The 22,520-nt window shown below is 33.8% G+C and carries 23 protein-coding genes; 12 read left to right on the forward strand and 11 right to left on the reverse strand.

Features of this window, described 5'->3' with window-relative positions:
- Positions 1–25: 25 nt before the first annotated feature.
- The 5 genes from ACFOWM_RS10495 to ACFOWM_RS10515 form a co-directional block, all read right to left on the reverse strand.
- Positions 26–2,749 carry a BamA/OMP85 family outer membrane protein gene (locus ACFOWM_RS10495; RefSeq protein ID WP_379709693.1) on the reverse strand — a complete coding sequence of 908 codons (2,724 nt, stop codon included), beginning with the start codon at positions 2,747–2,749 and terminating at the stop codon, positions 26–28.
- A 119-nt stretch (positions 2,750–2,868) separates the two neighbouring features.
- Positions 2,869–3,618, reverse strand: coding sequence for an isoprenyl transferase (locus tag ACFOWM_RS10500; RefSeq protein WP_379709695.1), 750 nt, complete (start codon positions 3,616–3,618; stop codon positions 2,869–2,871).
- A gap of 122 nt (positions 3,619–3,740) precedes the next feature.
- A complete protein-coding gene (porG, locus tag ACFOWM_RS10505) occupies positions 3,741–4,595 on the reverse strand; it encodes a type IX secretion system protein PorG (protein WP_379709697.1) in 855 nt (284 codons plus the stop codon).
- A gap of 136 nt (positions 4,596–4,731) precedes the next feature.
- Entirely contained in the window at positions 4,732–5,253 is a 522-nt protein-coding gene (locus tag ACFOWM_RS10510; protein WP_379709699.1) for a gliding motility lipoprotein GldH, read from the reverse strand.
- On the reverse strand, positions 5,254–6,129 hold the full coding sequence (locus ACFOWM_RS10515) for a YicC/YloC family endoribonuclease (protein WP_379709701.1): 876 nt from the start codon (positions 6,127–6,129) through the stop codon (positions 5,254–5,256).
- A gap of 561 nt (positions 6,130–6,690) precedes the next feature.
- Between ACFOWM_RS10515 and gldC the strand changes: the two genes are divergently transcribed.
- From gldC to ACFOWM_RS10565, 10 genes are all read left to right on the forward strand, one after another.
- Complete coding sequence (gene gldC / locus ACFOWM_RS10520) at positions 6,691–7,041, forward strand: gliding motility protein GldC (protein WP_379709703.1); 351 nt, start codon at positions 6,691–6,693, stop codon at positions 7,039–7,041.
- Between the two features lie 42 nt (positions 7,042–7,083).
- Positions 7,084–7,533 (forward strand): GatB/YqeY domain-containing protein, encoded by a 450-nt coding sequence (locus tag ACFOWM_RS10525; protein ID WP_379709705.1) that lies wholly within the window; start codon positions 7,084–7,086, stop codon positions 7,531–7,533.
- A gap of 12 nt (positions 7,534–7,545) precedes the next feature.
- The gene (locus tag ACFOWM_RS10530) at positions 7,546–8,076 is read left to right on the forward strand and encodes a CvpA family protein (protein WP_379709707.1); all 531 of its coding nucleotides are present in this window, start codon (positions 7,546–7,548) and stop codon (positions 8,074–8,076) included.
- An 81-nt stretch (positions 8,077–8,157) separates the two neighbouring features.
- Positions 8,158–9,363: a sterol desaturase family protein gene (locus ACFOWM_RS10535; protein ID WP_379709709.1), complete on the forward strand. Its 1,206-nt coding sequence runs from the start codon at positions 8,158–8,160 to the stop codon at positions 9,361–9,363.
- Between the two features lie 191 nt (positions 9,364–9,554).
- Positions 9,555–10,328, forward strand: a complete 774-nt coding sequence (locus ACFOWM_RS10540) for an alpha/beta fold hydrolase (RefSeq protein WP_379709711.1) — start codon at positions 9,555–9,557, stop codon at positions 10,326–10,328.
- Between the two features lie 61 nt (positions 10,329–10,389).
- Entirely contained in the window at positions 10,390–11,052 is a 663-nt protein-coding gene (locus ACFOWM_RS10545; protein ID WP_379709713.1) for a CBS domain-containing protein, read from the forward strand.
- 38 nt (positions 11,053–11,090) lie between these two features.
- Positions 11,091–12,569 (forward strand): POTRA domain-containing protein, encoded by a 1,479-nt coding sequence (locus tag ACFOWM_RS10550; RefSeq protein WP_379709715.1) that lies wholly within the window; start codon positions 11,091–11,093, stop codon positions 12,567–12,569.
- Positions 12,570–12,594: 25 nt separating this feature from the next.
- Complete coding sequence (locus ACFOWM_RS10555; RefSeq protein ID WP_379709718.1) at positions 12,595–13,473, forward strand: NAD kinase; 879 nt, start codon at positions 12,595–12,597, stop codon at positions 13,471–13,473.
- A 1-nt stretch (position 13,474) separates the two neighbouring features.
- Positions 13,475–14,452: a sensor histidine kinase gene (locus ACFOWM_RS10560; RefSeq protein WP_379709720.1), complete on the forward strand. Its 978-nt coding sequence runs from the start codon at positions 13,475–13,477 to the stop codon at positions 14,450–14,452.
- An 11-nt stretch (positions 14,453–14,463) separates the two neighbouring features.
- Positions 14,464–15,168, forward strand: a complete 705-nt coding sequence (locus ACFOWM_RS10565; RefSeq protein ID WP_379709723.1) for a response regulator transcription factor — start codon at positions 14,464–14,466, stop codon at positions 15,166–15,168.
- Here the strand turns inward: ACFOWM_RS10565 and ACFOWM_RS10570 are convergent.
- Together ACFOWM_RS10570 and ACFOWM_RS10575 are read right to left on the reverse strand one after the other, a co-directional pair.
- Positions 15,165–17,042 (reverse strand): BatD family protein, encoded by a 1,878-nt coding sequence (locus ACFOWM_RS10570; RefSeq protein ID WP_379709726.1) that lies wholly within the window; start codon positions 17,040–17,042, stop codon positions 15,165–15,167. The two genes, ACFOWM_RS10565 and ACFOWM_RS10570, sit on opposite strands and share 4 nt — an antisense overlap.
- A gap of 84 nt (positions 17,043–17,126) precedes the next feature.
- Positions 17,127–17,825, reverse strand: coding sequence for an SDR family NAD(P)-dependent oxidoreductase (locus ACFOWM_RS10575; protein WP_379709728.1), 699 nt, complete (start codon positions 17,823–17,825; stop codon positions 17,127–17,129).
- A 76-nt stretch (positions 17,826–17,901) separates the two neighbouring features.
- Between ACFOWM_RS10575 and ACFOWM_RS10580 the strand changes: the two genes are divergently transcribed.
- Entirely contained in the window at positions 17,902–18,597 is a 696-nt protein-coding gene (locus tag ACFOWM_RS10580; RefSeq protein WP_379709730.1) for a YjjG family noncanonical pyrimidine nucleotidase, read from the forward strand.
- Between the two features lie 58 nt (positions 18,598–18,655).
- On the opposite strand, the gene ACFOWM_RS10585 is transcribed toward ACFOWM_RS10580, so the two are convergent.
- The 4 genes from ACFOWM_RS10585 to ACFOWM_RS10600 all read right to left on the reverse strand — a co-directional run bounded on the left by ACFOWM_RS10585 (position 18,656) and on the right by ACFOWM_RS10600 (position 21,323).
- Positions 18,656–18,832, reverse strand: a complete 177-nt coding sequence (locus ACFOWM_RS10585; protein ID WP_379709733.1) for a hypothetical protein — start codon at positions 18,830–18,832, stop codon at positions 18,656–18,658.
- Between the two features lie 97 nt (positions 18,833–18,929).
- Complete coding sequence (locus ACFOWM_RS10590) at positions 18,930–19,586, reverse strand: phosphatidylserine decarboxylase family protein (protein WP_379709735.1); 657 nt, start codon at positions 19,584–19,586, stop codon at positions 18,930–18,932.
- A 37-nt stretch (positions 19,587–19,623) separates the two neighbouring features.
- Positions 19,624–20,319, reverse strand: coding sequence for a phosphatidate cytidylyltransferase (locus tag ACFOWM_RS10595; protein WP_379709737.1), 696 nt, complete (start codon positions 20,317–20,319; stop codon positions 19,624–19,626).
- 2 nt (positions 20,320–20,321) lie between these two features.
- Complete coding sequence (locus tag ACFOWM_RS10600; RefSeq protein ID WP_379709739.1) at positions 20,322–21,323, reverse strand: CPBP family intramembrane glutamic endopeptidase; 1,002 nt, start codon at positions 21,321–21,323, stop codon at positions 20,322–20,324.
- A gap of 47 nt (positions 21,324–21,370) precedes the next feature.
- Here ACFOWM_RS10600 and dusB point away from each other — a divergent pair, with 47 nt between their 5' ends.
- Positions 21,371–22,408 (forward strand): tRNA dihydrouridine synthase DusB, encoded by a 1,038-nt coding sequence (gene dusB / locus ACFOWM_RS10605; RefSeq protein WP_379709741.1) that lies wholly within the window; start codon positions 21,371–21,373, stop codon positions 22,406–22,408.
- Positions 22,409–22,520 lie beyond the last annotated feature (112 nt).

Consider the following 22,520-nt stretch of genomic DNA (forward strand, 5'->3'; position numbering starts at 1 on the left):
AGTGTTTCAGTAGATGTAACAAAATTTATTCAGGCTCTTGCCCTAAGTTAAAGGTAAATTTAGCAGCACCTTTTAAACCACTGTTTTGGTTGTACCTATCAAACCCAACACCATAATCAAACCCAAGCAACCCAAATAATGGTAAAAAGAAACGCATACCCACACCAGCTGAACGGCGTAATTTAAAAGGATTATAATCTTTAAAATTATACCAGCCATTGGCAGCTTCAAAAAACGCCAAACCATAAATGGTACTACTTGCTGATGTACTAAATGGATAACGTAACTCAGCTGTATATTTATTGAAAATAGTAAAGTATTGTGTTGGTGTTACACCATCAGGGTTAATTTTTGGATTAGAGTTACTGTAAACAGGGTATCCTCTGTGTGCAATAATATCATACCCCAACAATGCTGTTGTATTACTTAAACCAGCATCACCCACCTGAAAACGCTCAAATGGCGAAACTTGTAACCTTGGGTTGTACTTTCCAATAAAACCATATTTAGCAGCAGCTTTTAAGATAAACTGTTTGTTTTTCTCAGGGCCTCTTGCTCTACCAATAGGAACATACCATTCAGATGTAAAACGCCATTTATGGAACTCAGGTAATTTATATTGATTATCAGTACTTGAGGTAATGCCCATTAATGAGTAAGGCAATGTAAATTGACCACTCAACAATAAGTTAGAACCACTTGTTGGGAAAATGGGGTTAGGACCAGCCGAATTACGCAACAAAGTAAATTTTAAACTTAAATTGGTAGAAGTACCATCGCTTAAACCTGCAAAAATATTGGGATAATTTCGCAGTTTGTATTGCTGTACGTTTACAGATGTTACAAGGGTAAAAAAGTCATCGGGCCATTTTAATTGTTTACCCAATGAAATACCAAAACCAACCGTTTTTACATATGAAGTATCGCCAGCCTTTCTGCTTGATACGCCTGTTATTGGATCAAATGCATTAGAGTATTTGGTATTAAAATAACTAACTGAAAATGAGTTACGCTTTTTACCGCCCAACCAAGGCTCAGTAAATGATAAGTTGTATGAACGGTAAGCCCTACCGTTAGACTGTATACGAGCACTTAGTTTTTGTCCGTCGCCAGATGGTAAAGGATCCCAAGTTTTTTTCTTGGTAATATTTTTAATAGAGAAGTTATTGAATGTTACCCCTAATGTACCGGTTAAGCCAATGCCTCCACCAAAACCAGCCGATAATTCTAATTGGTCAGCAGATTTTTCTTCAACCTGCCAGTTAATATCCACCGTACCATCTGCATTGTTTGGTACCACTTGCGGATTAATTTTTTCAGCGTTTAAAAAACCTAATTGCGATAATTCTCTTTGTGTACGGATGATATCTTGACGGCTAAATTTTTCACCTGGTATGGTACGTAGTTCACGAAGAATTACATAATCCTTCGTTTTATCGTTACCAGATACGGTTATTTTACCATAGGTAGCTTGTGGCCCTTCCCTCATGCGAATTTCAAAATCAATGGTATCATTGTACACGGCTGTTTCAATAGGGTCTACATTAAAGAATAAATACCCATCATCTTGAAACAAGCTACCAACATCGCCACCTTCGGCAGAAAGTTGTTTACCTAAACGCTTGTTCAAAGTTTCGCCATTATACACATCACCTTTTTTAATACCCAATACTAAGTTTAATACAGAATCAGAATATTTGGTGTTGCCAGACCATGTGATGTTACCGAAATAATATTTGTGGCCTTCATTTACTTTAATATGAACATCAATATTGCCTTTGCTGTTTGGTATAGTTGTATCAGTTACAATAACGGCATCTCTAAAACCTTCTGCATTATAATAATCCAATACTTTTTCTTTATCTTCTGCATATTTTTTATCAGAAAATTTAGCACTTGCAAAAAACTTAAATCGGAAATAAGGATCTAATATTTCTTTTGTTTTTGTTGGATATAAATAGCCACTTTGTTTCAAATAATCTTTAAAAGTTTTGGTTTTGCTGGTATCACCACTGTATGGACTCACTATTTTATCAGGAAACAAGGTGAAACGTGACATTTCCTTAGTGCCTTTCATTTGCTTTTTCAATTTAGCATCAGCAATTTCATAGTTATCAGCAAAGTTTACCGAGTTAATTTTTACCTTTTTACCTTTATCAATATAAAATTTTAACTCAACTGTATTGGCAAAACCAGGAAAAGGCGTTTCAACCATATTGATGGTTACATTTCTGTATCCTTTATCGTAGTAAAACTTTCTAATGATATCAACGGCACTTAACTTCATATCTTCAGTTAGTACCCTATCTTTAGAAAGTCCTGTTTTTGTATTTAAATCATCTTTATCGCCTTTTTTTACACCAATAAACTCAAAATTGGCTAATCGAGGTCGTTCTACTAAAACTATTTCTATATAAATATTTGTTTCTTCTAATTTGGTAATGTTAATTTCAGCATTTGATACCAAACTTTGTTTCCATAACTTAGCTAACGCCTTATTAAAAACATCAGTACCAGGTATTTGTACTTCATCGCCTACACTTAAGCCAGAAATGGAAATGATTAAATTTTTATCGAATGTTTTAGCACCTTTCACATCAATACCTGCAATGGTATATTTTTTTGGTGTTCTTGATTCGTAAATACCTTTAAGCGCCGGATCAATAGATACAGGCTCCTGTGCAAATAATTGCGTTGAAGTTAACAGGGCAAGGGCAATAAACAATACAGTTTGGTAAATCCTTAGCATTAATAGTTTTTTTCGTGGCGGCAAATTAAGCCCTATATTTAAAAGTATTTGTTAAACGTTCGCTTAAAACCTTTGTAAGCTCACATTTAAGGTTATTTTTTGTTTTATTTAATGACGCTTTACACACTACCTTTTATTTGATCTCCTGTTTTTCCAAATCGGCGCTCTCTACGTTGAAATTCAATAATCGCTTTATGTAAATCTTCTTTTCTGAACGCTGGCCACATGGTTTCCGTAAAATACAACTCTGTATAGGCAATTTGATACAGCAAAAAGTTGCTTATACGGTAATCGCCACCAGTACGAATTAACAAAGCTGGTTCAGGAAAATCGCTTGTACTTAAGTGTTGGGTAATGGTTTCAGGCGTTATTGCATTAATTGCTAGTTCATTATTTTTAACAGATGCTGCAATATTTTTTACTGCATCCACCATTTCGGTACGGCTGCTATAGCTTAAAGCCATAATAAGTTGAAGGCCATTATTGGCAGCTGTATCTTTTAAAGCCTCATTTAATTGCTCACGGGCATGCGCTGGTAGTCGCTCAGTATGGCCAATTACATGTAAGCGAATATTATTTTTGTTAAGGGTTGGTACTTCTTTTTTAATAGTATCAACTAAAAGTTCCATTAAACCATTCACTTCATCGGCAGGTCGGTCCCAATTTTCAGTACTAAAGGTGTATAATGTTAAGTATTGTATACCAATTTCAGCAGCACCTTCTACAATATCTCTCACACTTTCAACACCATGCATATGGCCAAATAACCTGTTATTACCTTGCTCTTGTGCCCAACGACCATTACCATCCATAATAATGGCGATATGTGCAGGTAAATGCTGTAAATTAATTTGTGCTAATGAATTCATATTAAAAACAATACAAAACCCCTGTAATGCTTGCGGGGGCTGCAAAAGTAACAATAATTTATGGTATAAAACCAAAAAACGGCAGTAAGTACTTACTGCCGTTTTTTATTAAAAAAGTTATACTAGTTTGCTGTTGGACAACGATATGAGTTTAGGTTAAATGAAATACCAATTTCAGCAATAATGTATTGATCTTTTTGTTTGCTAAAACCCCTTTGTCTGCCTTCAATACCTAACACATTATTTTTATCAATTTCGTAGCTACGATCTTGCAACAATTGTGCTTCTGAAAAGGTATTGTTAGGGCCTGGTTGAAATCTATTAATACCAATATAGGTAGTACTTACATCATCTAAATAATCAGTAAATGTAAAACGGTGTGCTACCTCAAAAGAAATGTTTACTTTTTCAGTTAAGTTGTATTTGATACCAGCACCGAATGGTATGCATAAAGCAGTAGTTGAATATAACTTTCTACCTTGGTAACCAATGGCTTGCCCCTCGGTACCTAACGGACGTAAGAAATATTTTTCGCCATTTAAATATGCATATGGATCATAATTAAATGCACCAATACCCAATGTTACGTAAGGTGTAAACGAGTGAGATGGATCTTGCGGTATAAACTTGAAAAAATTGAAATCGCCTTGCAAAGCAAATTCATAAATATTTGAGTTAAAGCTTAAATTTCTTAAACGTTGAAACTCATTTTTGCTGTATTTATCACTGTAACCTACTTGTGCAAAGTGGCCAGATAAACGTAAACTAACATAGTTACCAAACTGTTTACGAAAAAATAAACCTACAGCTGGTTTGGGTCTGTTAAATGCTGCTCTTGTATTTAAATCGCCAAAATAATGGGCCCCACCTGCAGTGATACCAAACTCACCTTTTTGAACATTTTCAAAAAATTGTTGTGCAAATGCGCTTGTAGAAAGTAGTAATACAAGCGATAAACTAAAAAGTATACGGTTCACTGTGTTAATTTAAATTTATTATTATGAATGTACAAAACGCTTATTTGTAAACTTAATTGTGTGCAAAATAAACAATTGTTTTATAAAATGAACCGCAAATTGGGTTAAAAGCCCTTTAATGTGTTAAATTTTGTAACTAAGGTGCTTTTTCAATTCGTAGACCAACACTCATTACATGTAATAATGGGTTATCTCTCATAATTTGATAAATGCTGTATTTGTAACTGCCTTTTTTTAGTTGATTTGCAGGAAGCCTTGCTATCAATGCTCTTACTTCCCAAATATCATTCATACCAATTCCTTTCCAACCGGTATCATCAGCGCCTAATGGAACATTTACTTTTTGATACTGTAACGAATCAACCCCTGGTGTTTGCAAACCAACATTAAGCCAAATATTATTATAATCATAAGCATCCGTATGGCGGATTACAATAAAAAGGTTATAGTTAGATGTTGTATCATTAATAATAAAATCACCTGTTGCAGCAACGTTACTTTTCCATTGCATTGAAGGTATGTTGCTATTGTTTTCGTACAAAGTTGTTTGAGTGCAACTTGCTAAAAACAACATAACAACTGCAGTTGCTATTTTAATTTTTTTAAAAAACGTAATCATCATGTTAGTGGCGCTGGCAACGTTAGCAAAAATATACATTTACAAAACATTCAATACTTGTTCTTTAGCTTTTTCAAGTTCATCTTTCATGGTTACCACACATTTTTGAATACCAGCATCATAAGCTTTGCTGCCCGTAGTGTTTATTTCACGTCCTATTTCTTGCAACAAAAACGATAATTTTTTTCCTTTACCATCGTCGTTGCTATCCATAATTTCTGCAAAATATTCGCAATGTTGGCGTAACCTAATTTGCTCTTCATGTATATCAATTTTCTCCATGTAATAAATCAACTCTTGTTCGAGGCGATTATTATCCATATTTTCTTTACCAACATTTTCATTGAGGAGGTTGGTAATTTCGTCTCTAATTTTTTGTTTACGAGCAGGTGCTAATACAATAATATTTTCTTCTTCTGCTTTAATATTCGCTATACGTTTTTGCAAATCGGCGTAAAGTGATTTACCTTCTTCTAAACGATGGTTGTTGAGCTCTTTAATGGCATTTAATAGCACTTCGGTAAATTGTTTAAAATCATTATCATTCAACACATCTGTAGCTGGTGTTACCACTTCTGGCAAACGAAGTAATGAGCTGAGTACAGCATTGGTATCAATATTTAATTCAGTAGCTACGGTTTGTAATTGAGTGTAATACGACTTTATTAAATCAGTATTTATTACAACTGGTTTGTTAGTACCATTTTGTTTAATGTTTACGTAACAATCAATTGTACCTCTTATTAAATGCTCTTGTAAAATGTTGCGAATGTCAAATTCATAAGGCTTTAACAACGGTGGAAGTTTTAGTTGCAACTCAAATTGTTTTCCATTGAGTGCTTTAATTTCTACTAAAAAAGTTTTGTCGCCAGTTGTTTGCTCCGCTCTACCAAAGCCTGTCATTGATCTCAACATACATGTTTATTTGTTTGCAATATAACTTTTTTACCATGCAGCGTAACACATCTTTTTAAATTGATGCGTACAAGTTCAATAAAAAAAATTGCAAGTGTTTATTTCTTGAGTGTATAAAAAAACAAAAGCCCGGCTTTGTTAAGACAGGCTTTTTATATAGATGGGTTAGTAAGTACAGGGATAGTAAATCCCTATACAATATTAAAATTAATTTTTGCTTTATGAAAAAATACTACAAACTATTTTATACACATTTTTTTTGAGGCTGTGGATAATGGCGAAAAAATTTGATACATCAAAACAAATATTATTTACGTGAAGCAAATAATTAATGAAAAAGTAATTGCTTCAAATATTGATGAATAAAGGGTTGTAGGTTTTTATTTTTTTAGATCTATTTGTATTTGATATGTATTTGTATCAAAATTTTATGATGAACAATCGCAATTTTTTATTTAAAAATATTTTTTTAAAACAACTTACAATCTGCTACAACATACCATTTTACTAAACTTACTTAATAAAAAAACCAATTAACTTTGCTATTCTAAAAATTACAACATGCATAAATCATCAATCAATATCGACATATTATTAGACCCCGATAAAGTACCAGAAACAATACAATGGAATGCAAGCGATAGTAGTGCTGCAATGGCTCAAAAGGCGAAAGCTATGTGTGTTGCCTTTTGGGATGGTGCTGATAAAACTGCGATGCGTATTGATTTGTGGACGAAAGATATGATGGTAGATGAAATGGGTGAGTTTTTTTACCAAATGTTATTTACCATGAGTGATACGTTTGCAAGAGCTACAAAAAATACGGAACAAGCAGGCGAATTAAAACGTTTTGCTGAAGCATTTATAAAGAAATTTAGGGCAGCGCAAATAAAAGAGAACAGCGCCTCTTAAAATAAAACCAATCATATTTTTTAATTAAAAAAATTACATATTATGGCTTTAGAGCAACAAATTATGACAGAGATGAAAGAAGCGATGAAATCGAAAGATGAAGCAACGCTAAGAGCATTACGTGCCATTAAAGCTGAAATAATAAAAGCTAAAACTGAACCTGGTGCAGGCGGCGAAATTGATGAAGCTACAGAGCAAAAGTTTTTGCAAAAAATGGTAAAGCAACGTAAAGATTCTATTGAAATATTTGAACAACAAGGCAGAGCAGATTTAGCCGATAAAGAAAAAGAAGAATTAGCGGTTATACAACGTTTTTTACCCGTTCAATTAACCGAAGCTGAATTAACAGTTGCTATTAAAGATATTATTGCAACAGTTGGTGCAACATCAGCAGCCGATTTGGGTAAAGTTATGGGAGTTGCAAGTAAACAATTTGCTGGTAAGGCCGATGGTAAAGCAGTGAGTGCCTTAGTGAAATCATTACTATCGTAATTTTTATGCAACATGATTGATATAATCTTTCTAATGTTAGTGGCATTGGCTATTTATAAAGGCTTACAAAAAGGTTTTATAATTGCGGTGTTTTCATTAGTTGGTTTTATCATTGGTTTGGCAGCAGCTATAAAATTATCTGCGGTTGTTGCCGTTAAACTGGCAGAACATACTGGTGCTGGCAAATGGTTGCCGGCACTTTCTTTTTTAATTGTTTTTTTAGGTGTTGTTTTTTTAATACACGTTACGGCTAAATTAATTGAGAAAACATTTGAAACCGTATTGCTCGGTTGGCTCAATAAATTAGCTGGTATTTTTTTATACCTATTATTATACAGCATTATTTTTAGCGTACTTCTATTTTATGCCGTACAACTTCATTTTGTAGATGATGTTACCATAAAGGCATCAATTTTTTACCCTTACTTAGCACCACTTGGTCCAAAAGTAATAGGTAGTATTGGTATAATACTCCCTTGGTTTAAAGATACTTTTACAGCTCTCGAACATTTTTTTGAAGGCGTATCAACCAAATTTCCATAGTAACCATCTAAAAATTGTGTGTATACTATCAAGTAAAAAACTATATTTGTATAGTCTATAAAAAAAGTAGACTATATAAATATGCATCATTCTTATATAGCTTTTGCCATACCCATGTTTTTATTTTTTATGGGAGTAGAGTATTGGTATAGTAAACGAAAAGGCAAAAACTTTTTTCAATTTGCCGAATCGGTTGCTAATATTAATGTAGGTATTGCAGAGCGTTTAATGGATGTTTTTACCATTGTACCGTTTTATTATTTCTTCAATTTCATATACCAACATTATGCATTGCTAACAATTGAACCTACTTGGTATACATGGGTGTTATTATTTTTAGCTACAGATTTGGTTTGGTACTTTTATCATCGCTTTGCACATGAAATTAATATTTTATGGGCAGCGCACATAGTACACCATCAAAGCGAAGATTTTAACTATACAGCCTCTGCTCGTATAACAGTTTTTCAAGCTTCCGTTCGATGTTTGTTTTGGGCTGTATTGCCTCTCATTGGTTTTCCGCCAATAATGATTAGCACATTTTTATTAATACATGGCATTTACCCTTTTTTTATTCATACACAAACCATTGGTAAGTTGGGTTTTATTGAAAAATTCATGGTTACGCCAAGTCATCATCGAGTACACCATTCATCAAACCCACAATACCTCGATAAAAATTATGGTGATGTACTTATTATTTGGGATAAAATTTTTGGCACTTTTGTAGAAGAAAAAGAGCAACCAGTATATGGTTTAACTAAACCAATTAATAGTTATAGTTTTTTGTGGCAGCATTTTCATTATGTATTAGAGCTAGCAGTAGCTTTTAAAAAAGCAGTAGGTTTTAAACAAAAATGGAAAGTTATTTTTGGTAGCCCCAATAACATCGACCCCAATATTAGAACAGCCCTCGAAAAAGTTTTTTTGCGTAATAAAGTGGCTACTCAACCTACTAAAGCGCACCAACATTATATTATAGCACAAACCACCATTACGCTAGTAGCATTATTTTGGTTAGTATACAACTATGTTGCATTGCAAATACCTACTATAAGTTTTACAACTGTGCTCATCATAATAAGCGTTATAAATACAGGCGCAATACTAGAGCAGCAGTCGTGGATTTTTTATTTAGAAAGTATGCGCTTTTTTATTTTTTTATATTGGATTTGGTATGCGTACCCCACATTTTATACAGCATTTATTATATTACTTTTAGTGGTTACTATTATGTATTATTTTAGGCCAATGGAAAGGAGCTACAAAAAAATATTATATCATTAATATGTTTTAAATCAACGTAATTTCAAAATTAGTTTCTATATTGACAATGTAAATCATTGATTGGAATGTGCTTGTACGCTGTAACACACCCTACAACACAACAAAAAATTAATTTATATATAAACGATAAAACTGCATTTTTGCATTAAACAACGTATTTTAGCAATTCACAGAATTTTACAATAGAAGGCATGAGCTACGAATTAAAACAAGACGGTAAATTTACTTTTATAGAAGAAGGCGAAGGCGAAGTCTTGATGTTGTTGCATGGGCTTTTTGGAGCACTCAGTAATTTTCAAGATTTAATTGAACATTTTAGAAAATCATATAAAGTAGTAGTACCTATTTTGCCATTACTAGATATGGATTTGTTGCATACCTCTGTGAGTGGTTTAGAAAAATTTGTAAGTCGTTTTATTGAACATCGAAAATACAACGGCATACATTTATTAGGTAATTCACTAGGTGGGCATGTTGCATTGGTGCATATTTTAAAACATCCACAAAAAATAAAATCACTCATACTTACTGGTAGCTCAGGTTTGTTTGAAAATGGTATGGGCGATACTTACCCAAAAAGAGGCGATAGAGAATATATCAGAAACAAAACAGCCTATACCTTTTACGACCCAGCTATGGCTACAGAAGAGCTGGTTGATGAAGTGTTTGAAATAACTAATAACCGTTTAAAAGTTATTAAAATTATTGCCTTAGCAAAAAGCGCTATAAGAAATAATTTGGGCGATGAATTAAAAGCCATACAACAACCTACTTGTTTAATTTGGGGTAACAATGATAATGTAACGCCTCCATTTGTTGGAGAAGAATTTCATAAGTTAATACCAAATAGTGAACTACATTTTATTGATAAATGTGGCCATGCTCCTATGATGGAAGTACCGGATAAGTTCAATGAAATTTTAGATGCTTTTTTGTTAAAAATAAAATCACCTGCAACGGTTTAAATAATTGTATTGTCTAGCATACAATGAATGCGTTTGTTGATGTTGCACTAAAAAGAAACCGATGCTTACAAAAAATTTAATTAACCATAATATACCTCGTCTTCAACTACAAGACAGTGTTGGCAAAGCATTGCAATTAATCAATGATTTTAAAATATCGCATTTGCCAGTTGTTGCTGAAAAAAAGTTATTAGGGTTAATAAGTGAAGATGATTTGTTAGATGTGGAAGATGAAAAATACACCATCGAAGTGTTGCAAGATTCATTTTTGCAAACCGCTGTGCCTGATAATGTACATTTTTTAAACGCTGTAAGCAGTAGTATTCAGCATGATACCAGCATCGTTCCCATCATAAACAGCGAAACTAATTTTGAAGGTGTTATTACTGTTACTGATATGCTCAAAACGTTGGGCAACTTTTCTGGTGCTGATGAAATAGGTGGTATTATAGTTTTAGAAATGGCTCGTTCTCAATTTGCTATTTCTGAAATTAGTAGAATAGTGGAAAGTAATGATAGCACTGTATTACACCTCAATACTACCACTAACCACACTACCGGCTTACTAACCGTAACCTTACATATTAGTAAAAAAGAAATAGCTTCCATTGTTGCAACTTTCGAACGGTACGATTACGATGTGGTATACTCATACGGTACTGAAAAATTTGAAAATGAAGTAAGCGGCAATTATCAAAACCTAATGAATTACTTAGGTATTTAACAGCCTCAACACCTGCATGCAACATATTTTTTAGTATATTGAAGTTACAAACATCAACTGCTGCAGCTACATTGAAACATATTATTACTTATTTATTGGTGGTTATTTTTTGTATTATTCCGTGCCTTGTAAAGGCCCAAGTAATCAATACCAATACAACTATTGATTCTACAAAAATTTACGGAGTTGATACTAACAAAGTAAAAATTGTGGGCATTCAAATTACAGGCAACCGCAAAACAAAAGGGTATATCATTTTACGTGAAGTGCCTTTTGCCGTGGGTGATTCTTTATGGCCTAATCAAACTGCAGTAATATTTAAACAGGCCAGTACCCAAGTGTATAATACCAATTTATTTACTGATGTTAAAACAACGGCTGTTAATATTGATTCACATAAAATCATCATCAACATTGCGGTAAAAGAAAAGTGGTACATCTACCCAACTCCCCAATTTCAATTGGCAGATAGAAGTTATAATGAATGGATTAAAACCTATAATGCCGATTTTAATAGGGTTATTTATGGTGTTAAGTTTGCTCACTATAATTTTAGTGGCAGACGTGATCAGCTAAGGGTATTTTTGCTCAACGGTTATACCCGAAACTATGCGTTTAGCTATAATGCACCATATAGCAACCCTAACTTAACGGAGGGTTTTGCAGTTGCAGCAAGCTTTTCACAAAATAGAGAAGTGGGCTACAAAATAAATTTTAACAACAAACTTTTAAACTATAAAGAAGATAATTTTATTCGTAATAGTTTTAGTGTAAGGGGTACTTACAGTAAACGCAATAGTTTTTTTAAACGTACTGCCATCTCGGCTGTATTAAATTATTTGAATGTTGCCGATACCATCGTCTCCTCAAAATTAAATCCCAATTATTTTGGTGCAAACCGTTCCAACCAAGTGTTTCCTGATTTTGTGTATGCCGTAAGTTATTCAAATACTGATAATATCAATTACCCTCGTAAGGGTTTAATTTACGGTTATGGGGTAGCTAAAAGAGGGTTTGGTTTTTCGGGTGGTACCAACAGTTTGGTTTTTTCTGGCACATATTCTAAATATATACCGCATGGTAAAAAATGGTTTAGCAATATTACAACCGCAGGTGTACTGAAGTTACCTTTTAAACAAGCCTTTATTAACCAACGTGCCATTGGCCAAGGCGATTTGAGTTTACGAGGCTTAGAAGTATATTTTATTGATGGGGTTGCGGCTGCAGCCACTAAGTACACACTCACCAAGCAAGTAGCAGCATTTAATATAAAAGTTCCATTTAAAATAAAAGCCATTCCGTATGTTCCATTTAAAATATTTGCTAAAGGTTATACCGACGTTGGCTACAGCTATAACACTAAAGAATTTGCTACGAGGTTGAGTAACAAGTTTTTATACACAGGCGGTGTAGGTATTGATATTCTTACGTTTTACGATATAGTTATTAAACTAGAGTATAGTTTCAACCAAATAGGCGAAAAGGGATTATTTTTGTCAACCAACGGTGGTTTTTAATTTTATAAAACACCATTTCAAAAAAATGAGAATAGCAATATACAGTAGGGGCATCGAAAATGATCAGTTGAAAGATATTGAGCTATTGTTAATTGAGCTTGAAAAGCATCAAGTAGAACCTGTGTTTTTTCAAGATTTTTTTAATCTTTTTTACAGTGCTATTAAAATTCCTTGTAAATATTCCACCTTTACCTCTGGCGATGATTTAGATTTATCAATTGATTGTTTGATTAGTTTGGGTGGCGATGGTACGCTGTTGGACACTGTAACTTTGGTGAAAGATACAGGCATACCAGTACTCGGTATCAATTACGGCCGTTTAGGCTTTTTAGCAAATATTGGTAAAGAAGAACTACACTCTGCCATAACTGCTTTGGTGCAACGTAAATATGTATTAGATAAAAGAACACTCATACATTTAGATGCGAACATTCCTTTGTTTAATGATACACCTTATGCATTGAATGAATTTTCGTTGCACAAAAAAGATACTTCACCCATGATAAAAATTCATACCTATTTAAATGGGGAGTTTTTAAATACTTATTGGGCCGATGGTTTAATTGTAGCAACACCAACGGGCTCTACAGGCTATTCGTTGAGTTGTAATGGTCCGGTTGTTTTTCCTGATAGTGCAAGTTTTGTTATAACACCTGTGGCACCCCACAACTTAAATATTAGGCCTATCATAGTGCCAGATAATACGATAGTTTCTTTTGAAATTGAAGGACGAACAGATGGGTTTTTGTGTACACTCGATAGTCGCCGTGAGTTAGTATCAAAAGAAGTGCAATTGGCAATAAAAAAAGAAACATTTGGTATTAATTTAATCCGCCTCAACGAAAATAATTTTTTACAAACCTTACGCAACAAGCTTTCGTGGGGTTTAGATAAGCGCAACTAACATGCAGCTCAAAAAAAATAAAATTCAAAAAGTTATTATTATTTACTGGGTATTGCTTGCCTATATTATTGCCGCATTGGTTTGGTGGTTCATTGCACTTGGTAGGCAAAATGAACAAATGAGTCAGTACAAAATTCAAGATTTACATAAAGATGATTTTTTGTACACAGAAAAATATAACGCTATCATTAAAGCAAAAAATGTAAAAACAGCCCAGTATGTAGGTGAAGGTGGTACCTTTTTATTACTCATTTTAGCAGGCGCTATTTTTGTTTTTAGGGCAGTACGTAGAGAGCTCCGCTTAACCAGAGATCAACAAAATTTTATGATGGCCATTACGCATGAATTAAAAACGCCTATTTCAGTGGCCAAGCTAAATTTAGAAACTTTACAAAAACATAAGTTGGCTGAAACACAGCAACAACGGCTGTTGTATAATACCTTGCAAGAAACCAACCGACTCGATACTTTATGTACCAATTTATTAGTTTCATCGCAAATTGATGGCGGTGGGTATAAAGCCACCAACGATGAGCAAGATTTTTCTTTTATTGTAAATGATTGTGTGGATCGTTTTATAACAAGGTTTAGTAACAGAATTATTGAAAAAGATATTGCTACAGAAGTGTTTGTAAATGGCGATGCTTTTTTATTACAAATTGCTATAAGTAACCTCATTGAAAATGCTATTAAATATGCACCTAAAGAAAAACCAATTGTTGTAAAATTATTGAAACAACAAAACCAAGCTATTTTACAAGTGGTTGATGAAGGACCAGGCATTGCTGAAGCTGATAAACAACAAGTATTTGAAAAGTTTTACAGAGTAGGTAACGAAGCTACTAAAAGAGCCAAGGGTACAGGTTTAGGTTTATACCTTACAAGCAGAATAGCATTAGCTCACAAAGGAAAAATTGCGGTAGAAAATAACCCAAAAGGTGGTAGTATTTTTATTTTATCATTACAAGCTGAAGCTTAAATGTATATAATATGACAGAAAAAAAGTTTTCAATTTTATTGGTGGAAGATGAAGAAAATCTTCAAGAAGCTTTAAAATTAAATTTAGAGTTAGAAGGGTATGAAGTAAGCAGTAGTTATGATGGTGCACATGCATTAAAAATGGTAGCACAAGAACATTTTGATTTAATTATTTTAGATGTAATGTTGCCAGAGCTTGATGGTATCAGTGTTTGTGAAACCATTAGGTTAAACAATAATGAAATTCCTATTTTAATTTTAAGTGCAAAAAACTCAAGTGCTGATAGGGTGTTGGGTTTAAAAAAAGGTGCTGATGATTACCTCACCAAACCTTTTAATTTAGAAGAGTTGTTATTAAGGGTTTCAAAGCTTATTAAAAAAAGTGAGCAAATTTCTATTAAGCAACCATTGCCTAATGTATATGAGTTTGGGCCAAACACCATCGATTTTAAAGCAGCAGAATCTTTCAACAAAGCAGGTGATAAAATTATGCTTACCAAAAAGGAGTTAATGCTATTAAAGTTGCTTATTGAAAATAAAAACGAAGTAGTTACAAGAGAAAAAATTTTACAAGCAGTATGGGGGTATAATGTGTACCCTACTACACGTACAATTGATAATTTTATTTTAAACTTCCGTAAATATTTTGAAGAAGATAGCAGAAATCCACGCTATTTCCACTCTGCACGTGGGGTAGGTTATAAGTTTACCGATTAAACAAAATGTTTTGCAATTTGCTGTACCAATGTTTGTGCCCTTACATACATTTGTTGTAAAGCGTCACTTCGTTCAAATGGGGTGTACAACTGCTGCTCAATTTCGTTGAGCAATGATTGTGTTTCGAGTGTTAATTGGTTTGATACCCCTTTTTGATCCATCACTGCTATAATATGCTTGGTATTTAGTTGGTGTGGTTCTAATTGCAATTGAGTGGCTAAAAATTGTTTTAACTCCATTTGTAGTAAAACGTAAAAATCAACACAGTCAGGCCTTTCAAGGCATTGGTAGGTTTTAGCAAAAGCTTGTTCAATATTTAATATCGGCTTACTGGTTTCAGTTACTGTTTCATTTACAATAATATTAGGTTTTATTGCTGGCGCTTTTTTCTGTTGCTGGGCATCTTTTAAAAACCATATAATAATACCAATAATAATAATGCATGCAACAATTAAAACAATAATCCATCGGTGTGAAAAAATATAGTTCCACCAACCAGGTTGTTGTACAGTTTGTTGTTGTGCCAAGGCATTTTTTAATTGCTTACCATCTCCTTTACTAATGTTTATTGTAATAGGTTTAGATGATACCGTTTTATATTGGGCAGTACTTGGGTTAAAGTAACTAAAAAATACCTCAGGTAAAATGTAACTTCCAGAGGCATTCACTGAAAATGGAATTTCAAATGTTTTACTGCCACTTAATGGAATGGTTTCATTATTGATATTGTCCACTACTGTAGGCTCAAAAGCTTCTATACCAGTTGGCCAGTTAATAGTTGGTGAGGTTAATAATTGCATATTACCCGTACCGTTAATTGTTATAATTAATTTACCTGCTTCATCGGTTGAAAATGTATTTTTTTCAACAGTAGTTTCAATGTTAAAATCACCAACGGCACCATTAAAATTAGCTGGTTTGCCTAACTCAGGCAATGCCTTCACGTTTATTGTGATAGGATTTGTATTGATGGTTATTCGTTCATTTACTACATCAGTACTTGCGATATTATAAGGATTAACATCTTGTTCATTTTCAGCCTTTACAAATGAAATATTGTTATCAATGGTAGCTGGTTCAAGTTCAATAGCACCTGCTTGTAAAGGGTACAATTGAGCTTTTCTTAAAGTATACACATCGCATGGCCGCCCATTAATACTTCCTTTTGATTGTGGGTTGGGTTCATTTTGACGTAGCATATCTATTACAGAAAAGCCATTGAAACTTGGGTTTTTTGTAAGGCTTGTTTCTGTTCTTAACCGAGTATAAATATTGTATGTTGCTACAATAGGTTCACCCACATAACAACTTGTTTTATTGGTTTCTAATTTAAATTGTAAGTTTCTTTTTATTTTATCGGGTATGGTTTCGTTCTTTTTTAAAATGTAATCTTTGTAAGGTTCGGCAACAGGTTGAGGTGAAAATGCATCATCAAATAATGATTGTATATTTTGTACATTATTTGCATTGGAATTATTGTTCAGCGTTTTTTTATTGCTTACGGTGATATTTACACTGTTCGTTTTATAATTTTTCCCATCTATCGTTGCAGTAGCAGGCTGTATTGTAAAGTTGCCTGGTTTTTTGGGTTGTAGGGTATATTGAAATGAAATAATTTGAATGCTAACATTGTTGATGGTATTGCCCTCAATCATTTGATCAGGGCCACTAATAATATTAAAATCTTTTAAACTTGGTGGGTTTAATGCATTGATAGTATTACCATTGGTAATGGCTAATTTGTAAGTAAAGTATTCTGTCTTGCCAATATTAGAGGGAGTTGCAGTTGCTGTAAACTTCGTTTGCGCCAATACCTTGGTACTCCTTGTGCAAAGCGATAACAGTAAAAAAACAATAGTATACAATTGATGCATGGCCACTAAAATATCTACAAAAATAAATAAGTATCGTTAGGGTAATTTAATTTTTGTCACAAAAAAAAGGCAACAAACTGTTAATTACAAATCGCCTAATTGTGGGCGTAAAACCAACTCTTCGGGTACAGCAGCTATGCTTAATTTGGTACAAGCTACAATCATTGTTGCTATATCATCAGCTACCATTATACGTTGGTTGCTGTTATCAAAACCATCCCATGAGTCAGTAAATACAGCTCCCGGAAAAACGGTGGTTACTTTTATTTGGTGCGGCATTAATTCATGGCGTAAATTTTTACTAAACCCATTCAATGCAAATTTGCTGATGCTATAACTTCCTCCGCCATTATATGCTTGCAAACCAGCAATAGAACACATGTTAAAAATATGCCCTGTTTTTTTAGCTATCATAGTAGGGGCTAATTTTCTGGTAAGATGATAAGCACTGAACAAATTATTATCTAACATATTTTTCAATGCATCATCTGGTTCATCTACAACATTCCCAGGCGTAAAGCCACCTGCATTATTAACCAGCACATCAGGAGCACCCCACTGCAAGCAAAAATTTGCAAACGCATTTGCATCAGCTACCTTACTTAAATCTGCTGCAAATACATGAACGTTACAACTAGGGTTGTTTAACTTAATTGCATCAGCCGTTTGTGAAAGCGTAGCAATATTTCTGGCACATAATATTAAATTGTTACCTGCTGTGGCAAATTGTGTTGCAATAGCTTTGCCGATACCTCTTGCTGCACCTGTAATAACGATATTCATTTGTATAAATTTTTATTGGCTAACTTTATAAAAAAGTAAAGTTAAACGAACAAGTTTCATTTTTTCATTAATATTTATGGCCTCTTATAAGCACCTATTTTTTGATTTAGATCATACCATTTGGGATTTTGATACCAACGCAAAAGAAACCTTAACGGATATTTATTTACCTACGTTGCAAGAACGTGTTGGCGCTTCATTTGACGATTTTTATCAAAAATATTTACACCATAATGCTCATTTGTGGGCAAGGTACGAAGCTGGTTTTATTGGGGTAGAAGAGTTGAAGTGGAAACGTATGTGGCGTACCTTACTTGATTTTAAAGTGGCAGATGAAGCTTTATCAAAAAAAATGAGTGTTGATTTTTTAGAGATTTTACCTACCAAAAAAGCAGTGTTTCCATACACATTTGAAATTTTAGAATACCTAACTGATAAAGGTTATCACTTACATTTAATCACCAATGGTTTTGAAAAAACACAGCGCATGAAGTTAACCAATAGTGGGTTAGATGTTTTTTTTAAACAAGTAATAACATCAGAAGCAAGTAATAGCTTAAAGCCTAAAAAAGAAATTTTTGAGTATGCCATGCAACAAGCAGGTGCATTACCTGTACATAGTATCATGTTAGGCGATAACCAAGCAGCTGATATACAAGGAGCCATTAATGCAGGTATTGATCAAGTATTTGTAAACCATATTAAAGAGCCTTTAAAAGTGCAGCCCACTTATACCATTACCCATTTAAAAGAGTTAGAAACTATATTATAAAAGAAAAGGCTTTCAAATTTGAAAGCCTTTTCTTTTATATATCTTCAATACAGTTGCATTACATTTTTGCAGTTTTTGCAGCTTTGTCTTTGCAACATGCTTTTGTTGTTTTTGAGCAGCATGATTTGCCTTTTGCACATTTCTTTTTATTACCTTTTCCTTTGTCGGTACCAGTTGCAAATGCAGCACTTGTAACCAATAAAGCTGCTGTAGCTAATACAAATATTCTTTTCATTTTTTTGGTTTTAATATGTTTAAAATTGTATAGTAAAAATAATCATTTTACCCTACGAATAAGTTTAGAAATGTTAAAATTTTAAAGTGAATATTCTTTATAAAGTAGCAATAACTGTAACACCACCTTTCACTACTTCATTTAACGCCACATTTATTTTAGTACCAATGGGCAATAACAAATCAACCCTGCTACCAAATTTAATAAAGCCAAACTCATCAGTTTGTTTTACTTTTTGCCCAACTTCACTGTAATTGATGATACGTTTTGCCAAAGCGCCTGCAATTTGTTTTACTAACACTTCTATATTATCTTTTTTAATAACAATTGAATGGCGTTCATTTTCAGTTGACGATTTTGGGTTCCAAGCTACCAAATATTTGCCTTTGTGGTATTGATTGTACACAACTGTACCACTCAAAGGGTTGCGGTTTACATGTACGTTCGCAGGGCTCATAAATACGGATACTTGTAATCTTTTTCCTTTAAAATACTCATCATCAACAGTTTCTTCAATTACTACTACTTTACCATCAGCTGGCGAAATAATTTGACCATCGTTTATGGTTAATGTTCTTGCTGGTATTCTAAAAAATGATACAATAAAAAGTACCAATCCTAAAGTGATTACGAAAAAACTAATACAAAGCCATAAAAGCGTTGCGCCAAAAAACCAAAAGAATAATACGTTTAACGCAATAAAAATTAAAGTAGCAACAGCTATTGATTTATAACCTTCTCTGTGAATCGTCATGTGAAATGTTAGTTAATTAAAATGCAAAGGTATTAATTTATGCAACGAAAAGTAGCACATACAACCACACTAATGGGGTAGCAATTAAAAGTGAATCAAAGCGGTCTAAAAAACCACCATGGCCTGGCATAAAGTTGCCACTATCTTTTACACCTGCTAATCGTTTTAATTTACTTTCTAGTAAGTCGCCCAAAGTGCCAAAAACTGCACAAATACTAGCTATTGCCAACCAATGCTGCCAAGCTAATGATTGTAAGGCTGGTAAAAAATAGCCTAATAATCCCATTGTAATTATACATAATACTGCACCACCAATGGTACCTTCCCATGTTTTTTTGGGTGATATTGGGCTAAAAGGTGTTTTGCCTATAAAAGAGCCTACCACGTAAGCCATGGTATCATTAATCCAAATAGATAATATCACTGCAATGGGTAATAGGTAATGATAATTATTAAAGGTAATAGTACCACTTTCTGCAAAAAGACCAGCAAGGTCCATCAGCATCACAATGGGTAATACAATATAGAAAATAGCTAGTGGCAGTAAAACGATATACCCTTGTGGTTTTATTAGCTTAATTAATTTTATAAATTCATAAATACCACCCAACATAATGATGGTAAAAAGTATAAAAAAACTATAGCCATTATAAAATAAGCCACCTAGCATTACTATTGCAAATACAACAGCGGTAATAGTTCTGGTTTTAAAAACTGCTTTGTTTAAAGCCATTGTTATTGCTTGTTTTCGTTATTGTTTGTAATGCCGCTATAAGGGTTCGCATAGGCTATTAATACATTTTCAGCCGCATCAATTTTTGCTACATTTTTGGCACTGTATTTTTTTAGTAACATAAATAATCCTGCTAAAGCTGCAATACCCAAAAGCCCTACACTCCAATGCACATCAGGGTCAAGCTTGCTTACATCTATTGGTTTATTCATTTTTTGTAAAGTGTACAATTGGGTTAATGCAAACATATTATTTAGAAAATGTGCAATAATATTTACCCAAATATTTTTCGTTTTGTAAAAAAGTAATCCCAATACAATGCCTAATACCATACGTACTAAAAATAGGTATATTGACATATGAATTAAACTAAAAATTGCCGCAGTCACTATAATAGCCAATATTGGTTTGCGCCACCATTTGGTTAACAAATTTTGTACAACTCCTCTAAAAAATACTTCTTCAAACATTGCCGGAAAAAATGCCATAATGGCCAAAGCCACTAGGTATTCGCTAAAGCTTTTTAGGTTACTTAAAGCAATGGCTTGTTGGTTATACAAATCTTCCATGCTTTTGGCACTAGCATCAATTGTGGGGAAGTGGCTTATTATTTTTTTGGTAATATCTGCCAAAGGTGCTGCTGCAATAGAGGCAGCAAAAATGATCATGAAGCCTAATAAAATTTGAAAAATGTTGATGTGTTTGTTAAACCCAATCCAAAATAAACTTTTGCCATTGCTTACAAAATTCCACAACAAAGCCGGTATAAATAAAAGTACCATGGTCCCCAAAACCTGTATAGTTCTTGCCATACCCACGTTTTCAGGCGCCAACATCGCTTTCATCACAGCGTCAGTATCAGTAATAGAAACCCCCTTTGGTAAAATTTGCAAGGTTAATAGCAATTGTACACCGCCAGCCAATATAAATCCGAGTCCTAAAAAGGCAAATAAGAAACCCATTTGGGCCCAACCTGTAAAACCTTTAATGCTTTTGTATTCCATCCTTAAAAATTATAGTAAATTTGCAGCTGCAATATACAAATAAAGCTATGCCTGCTATCGGTTCCATACAATTACCTGAATTTCCTTTGTTATTAGCGCCCATGGAAGATGTGAGCGACCCACCTTTTCGTGCCGTTTGTAAAGACAATGGTGCAGATTTGATGTACAGTGAGTTCATCAGCAGCGAAGGGCTTATCAGAGATGCTATAAAAAGTAAAAAGAAACTCGATTTTACTGAGGAGGAACGTCCATTCGGCATCCAAATATTTGGAGGTGATGAAGAGGCAATGGCTATGAGTGCTCGTATTTGCGAAACGGTAAATCCTGATTTGGTAGATATTAATTTTGGTTGCCCCGTAAAAAAAGTTGTAAGTAAAGGTGCAGGCGCTGGCGTTTTGAAAGATATTGATTTAATGGTTCGATTAACAGAAGCTGTTATTAAAAGTACCAAACTACCTGTTACTATTAAAACCCGTTTGGGTTGGGATGATAACACCAAAAATATTGAAGAAGTAGCCCAACGCATGCAAGATATTGGCGTACAAGCTATCTCCATTCACGGCCGTACCCGTGCCCAATTATACAAAGGCGAAGCCGATTGGACATTGATAGGTAAAGTAAAAAACAATCCACGTATTACCATACCTGTATTTGGCAATGGAGATATTGATTCGCCACAAAAAGCCAAAGCATACAAAGAAAAATATGGTATTGATGGTATTATGATTGGTAGAGCAGCCATTGGCTACCCTTGGATATTTAGAGAAATCAAACACTTCCTCAACACTGGCGAAATTTTACCAGCTCCAACGCTTGAAGAGAGAGTGGCCGTTTGTAAAAAACACCTTGATCGATCTATTGATTGGAAAGGCCCAATCGTTGGTATTAACGAAATGCGTCGCCATTACACTAATTACTTAAAAGGCTTACCAGGCATAAAAGATTTTCGCATGAAATTGGTAACCCTTACTACGCCTGAAGCCATCAACGAAGTGTTAGATGAAATTAGTGAACATTATAAAAATTATAGCTTCGAACGTACACCTATTGAGTTAATTGATTATCATCAAAATTGCCCATTATAATTTTTAATCATTTGTAGCATCAACCGCAAACCCTTGTCAACATTGGTTTTCCGGCTATTCGCTGCAAGTCCTCGGCCAAAGCGGCGCTTTTTGGCCTGTGGGCTTTCCGCTA

The organism is Ferruginibacter yonginensis (assembly GCF_042651465.1).
Classification (GTDB): domain Bacteria; phylum Bacteroidota; class Bacteroidia; order Chitinophagales; family Chitinophagaceae; genus Ferruginibacter; species Ferruginibacter yonginensis.